The following is a 3,649-nucleotide window of genomic DNA, read 5'->3' on the forward strand; positions in this document are numbered from 1 at the left end:
TCAGGTCGCGCGATGGGCCGGGCATATCGTCTCTGTAGACGGACGGCCGGCGGTCGTTGCCGGCATGACGATCGTCCCGAACATCGACATGAGCCTTCTTCAGGGGACGCCCAACCTTCTCTTGAGCATCACCTATATCGACGAGGAATTCGTCTCCCAAATTGGCCGCTCACTGCTTCTTCCCGATCTGACACTTCTGGCGACGCCGAGTGCGGGTAGCGCCGTCGTTTCCGAGCCGTTCATCACCGATGACAGTGTTCAAGCGGGCTATTTGAGCTGGACCTCGCGGCAGCCGGGTCAAGTCCTCTTGACCACCATTCTGCCCCTTGTCGCGTTGGGCGTCCTTCTCACCGGGTTTCTCTCCAGGGTGATGTTTCGACGGCTGAGGCGGGCTTCCGAGGCGCTCGCCCAGCGCGAGTTCGAAGCCCGTCACGAGGCCAAGCACGACGCATTGTCCGGCCTGCCGAACCGCGTTCACATGATCGAGCGGATCGAAAAGTTCCTCAACAGCTACATCGCCCGGCGCAACGGCCAGCGGGCGCTTGCGGCCTATGTCGACATCGATCGCTTCAAGGACGTCAACGACACACTCGGCCACGAGGCCGGCGACGAGCTCATCAAATTGGTCGCGCACCGGCTGGCAACACGGCTCAGGCCCAACGACTTCCTGGCACGCTTCGGTGGCGACGAATTCGTGCTGCTGTGCGCGCCCGCAGGACTCGAGGCGGGTGAAAGTCTCATCGGGCGTATCGCGCAGGCCTTCGAGGCGCCGTTTGCGGTCAAGGGCCAGACCATCAACGTGACGGCGTCCATCGGGCTTGCCGTCGCGCCGGAAAACGGCTCAACGGCGGACGAATTGATGCGTCATGCCGACATCGCGCTTTACGAGGCCAAGAATCAGGCCGCGACCGTGCAGTGTATTTCAGCACGAAGATGGCCGAAGAAGTCGAACATCGCCGCTCCATCGAGCTCGATCTTCGGGCGGCGATGGAGCATCAAGAGTTCGATCTCCATTATCAGCCGGTCATCTCTTGCAGCACCGGAAAAGTCGTCGGCGTCGAGGCTCTGCTACGCTGGCACCATCCTCTGTACGGCAGCATGCCGCCTGCGGAATTCATCCCCGTCGCCGAGAACGCAGGTCTGCTGCCGGCAATCGGCGAATGGGTTCTCGAACGCGCCATGACCGACGCCAAGCTTTGGCCCGAGCTGGAAATCGCCGTGAATCTCTCGCCCGTCCAATTCCGGCATGTCGATCTAGAGTCGATGCTCCGGCGGCTCATCGTGAAGCATGCCGTCGATCCCGGCCGGTTTGTGCTCGAGATCACCGAAGGCGTGCTCCTGGAAGCCACCGACCGCGTGAACACGGTTCTCGACGCCATCCGGGACATGGGCTTTAGAACCGCGCTCGACGATTTCGGCACCGGGTATTCGAGCTTGTCCTATCTCTGCAATTTCCAGTTCGACAAGATCAAGATCGACCGCTCCTTCATCAGCAGCATTTCGAGGGTCGATACCACCAAGACCATCATCAAATCGGTGGTCACCCTGGGCCGCGGACTGGGCATGGACATCGTGGCCGAAGGCATCGAGACGCCCTACGAAGCCTCGATGATGACCCGGTTCGGATGCACCGAGTTGCAAGGCTTCTACTTCGCGCGGCCGTTGCCCGTCGAGGAGATGGTCAAGTTTCTCGAGACCTATGAGCCGCGCAATCCGGACCAAGAACCCGGATCGCTGCAGCAACCCATTGCCGGCGACGGTCTGGCTGGCTAACACCCTGGCACCAGCGCGAGGCTGGCCATTCGGCAAGCAATCGCGACATCGACGAAACGAAACGCTCCAGGGTCCGCATCCGTGTCGCCCAAGAAACCAAGCCAAGACGCCCCCGCCGGCAACGCCGACTATCAGTGGGCTTCGTTCGATGCCGAAGCCTATTTTCAGCATTATTACGGCGAACCGCATCCGGACGACGACCGCGTCATCCGCTGCGCCGTGGAGGCAATCAAGCGCGCTCCGCCTCTGGAGACGGCGCTCGATATCGTCGATGTGGGCACCGGCCCCAACCTCATTCCGCTTTTCTGCACCCTGCCCCGCGCCGCGCGGCTCACCGCGTGGGAATACGCCGAGAGCAATGTCGCATGGCTCGAGTCCGAGATCGCAAGCGATACGATGCGACCGCAATGGCAGCATTTCTGGTCGGTGACGCGCGACGCTTACGGCGATGCCCCGTTGCCCGCAAACCCGATGCCGGACCTGCGCGCCAAGGCGAAGATCCATCAAGGCTCGGTCTTCGCGCTGCCGGAACGGACCTGGGACGCCGCCACGATGTTCTTCTGTGCCGAGTCGATCACCGAGCGCCACGACGAGTTCGAAGCGGCTTGTGCGGCTTTCGCCCGATGCGTGAAGCCCGGCGGTGCGCTGATCGCCGCCTTCCTAGTGCGCTCGGCAGGCTACGTGGTGGCGGACCGGCCGTTTCCCGTGTTGAGCCTGTCCCCGGACACCATCGAGACCGCCTTCGCCGCGCACGCCGATGGCGTCCAAGCCGAGTTGATCGGGATCGTCGAACGCGAGATCCGCAGCGGCTATTCAGGCTTCATTTTTCTGACCGGAATCGCCCGCTAGTCCCGCGCCGCTTGGCCGCTCCCGCGGAACTAAAGCCCCGCCGCCGCCACAAAGCGCGCCTAGGGTCGCCCGCGATGGGAGGATGCCTGGGCCATGAAAATCATGATCGCCAATTTCTTTGTCGCCGCCCTAGCCGTGGCCGCGGCCTTTGGAGAAGCGCCCGCGGCGCGAGCCGCCTCCGGGGCCGAGATCGAGCGCGATGCCAACGACACGCTGCATAGCTTCGTACGGCAGATCGGCGGCGCCCGCGAACTCGCCAACAAGGCGGTCGGGATCCTCGTGTTCCCCTCGGTGATCAAGGCGGGTTTCGGCCTGGGTGGCGAGTACGGCGAAGGCTTGCTGATCGTCAATCAGCGCCCGGCCGGCTACTACAACATGATCTCGGCCTCGTTCGGCTTCCAGCTCGGCGCCCAGGAGCGCGCGGTCATCATCATGTTCATGACCCAGAGCGCGCTCGACGCCTTCTATCGCCGGGCAGGCTGGAAGGTCGGCGTGGACGGCTCCGTCGCGATCATCACCGTAGGCATTGGCGGCTCCATCGATACCGACAAGGTCACCGAGCCCGTGATCGGCTTCATCCTCGACCAGAAGGGGCTGATGTACAATCTGACCCTGGAAGGCTCCAAGATCAGCAAGATCGAGCGCTGAGGCGCATCGGAGGGGCCAGAGGCCCCCAATCCCAAGGAGCTAGCGGACGGAGAGGTGCTTCACGTCCGCGCGCGGGCGCGTGTCGTCCTTGAGGGTCGCGTCGGGCGGCGCCATGCGAAAGGCCTTCATGGGCACCTCGACGGCGCAGCCGGCCGCCGAAAGAGCGATGAGGCCCGCCAGAGCAGTCTGAGTGGCGAATCGAATCATGAGATCAGTGGCTTCCTTGTTTGTGACAAAGAAGCAGACAAACCTGGCAAAAGTTTGAAGATCGCGATAGGCGCCCGCCAGACGATCAGCACTTGTTGCCGAGGGTCACGACGCAGCCGACGCCCTTGCCGGTTTCTTCAGCACCGTGCCGCCGCCTTGACGACGCCTTGCC

The 3,649-nt window shown here is 63.1% G+C and carries 4 protein-coding genes and 1 pseudogene; 4 read left to right on the forward strand and 1 reads right to left on the reverse strand.

What is annotated here, in order from left to right:
- Positions 1-478: 478 nt before the first annotated feature.
- The 4 genes and pseudogenes from AUC71_RS20925 to AUC71_RS06170 form a co-directional block, all read left to right on the forward strand.
- Positions 479-844, forward strand: a pseudogene (locus AUC71_RS20925) (GGDEF domain-containing protein); the annotation flags it as partial.
- Positions 845-987: 143 nt separating this feature from the next.
- Positions 988-1,773, forward strand: a complete 786-nt coding sequence (locus AUC71_RS06160; protein WP_158007725.1) for a putative bifunctional diguanylate cyclase/phosphodiesterase — start codon at positions 988-990, stop codon at positions 1,771-1,773.
- Between the two features lie 81 nt (positions 1,774-1,854).
- Entirely contained in the window at positions 1,855-2,622 is a 768-nt protein-coding gene (locus tag AUC71_RS06165; protein ID WP_069623567.1) for a class I SAM-dependent methyltransferase, read from the forward strand.
- Between the two features lie 93 nt (positions 2,623-2,715).
- Entirely contained in the window at positions 2,716-3,270 is a 555-nt protein-coding gene (locus AUC71_RS06170; RefSeq protein WP_083238142.1) for a BPSL1445 family SYLF domain-containing lipoprotein, read from the forward strand.
- 39 nt (positions 3,271-3,309) lie between these two features.
- On the opposite strand, the gene AUC71_RS19250 is transcribed toward AUC71_RS06170, so the two are convergent.
- The gene (locus tag AUC71_RS19250; protein WP_158007726.1) at positions 3,310-3,477 is read right to left on the reverse strand and encodes a hypothetical protein; all 168 of its coding nucleotides are present in this window, start codon (positions 3,475-3,477) and stop codon (positions 3,310-3,312) included.
- Positions 3,478-3,649 lie beyond the last annotated feature (172 nt).

Origin of the sequence: Methyloceanibacter marginalis (assembly GCF_001723295.1) — a bacterium.
In the GTDB taxonomy this organism is placed as follows: Bacteria; Pseudomonadota; Alphaproteobacteria; order Rhizobiales; family Methyloligellaceae; genus Methyloceanibacter; species Methyloceanibacter marginalis.

Bases quoted from the DNA above. Each gene is read 5' to 3' on its own strand.
- AUC71_RS06170 (WP_083238142.1), top strand. From the start codon at position 2,716: ATGAAAATCATGATCGCCAATTTCTTTGTCGCCGCCCTAGCCGTGGCC.
- AUC71_RS19250 (WP_158007726.1), bottom strand. From the start codon at position 3,477: ATGATTCGATTCGCCACTCAGACTGCTCTGGCGGGCCTCATCGCTCTT.
- AUC71_RS06160 (WP_158007725.1), top strand. From the start codon at position 988: ATGGAGCATCAAGAGTTCGATCTCCATTATCAGCCGGTCATCTCTTGC.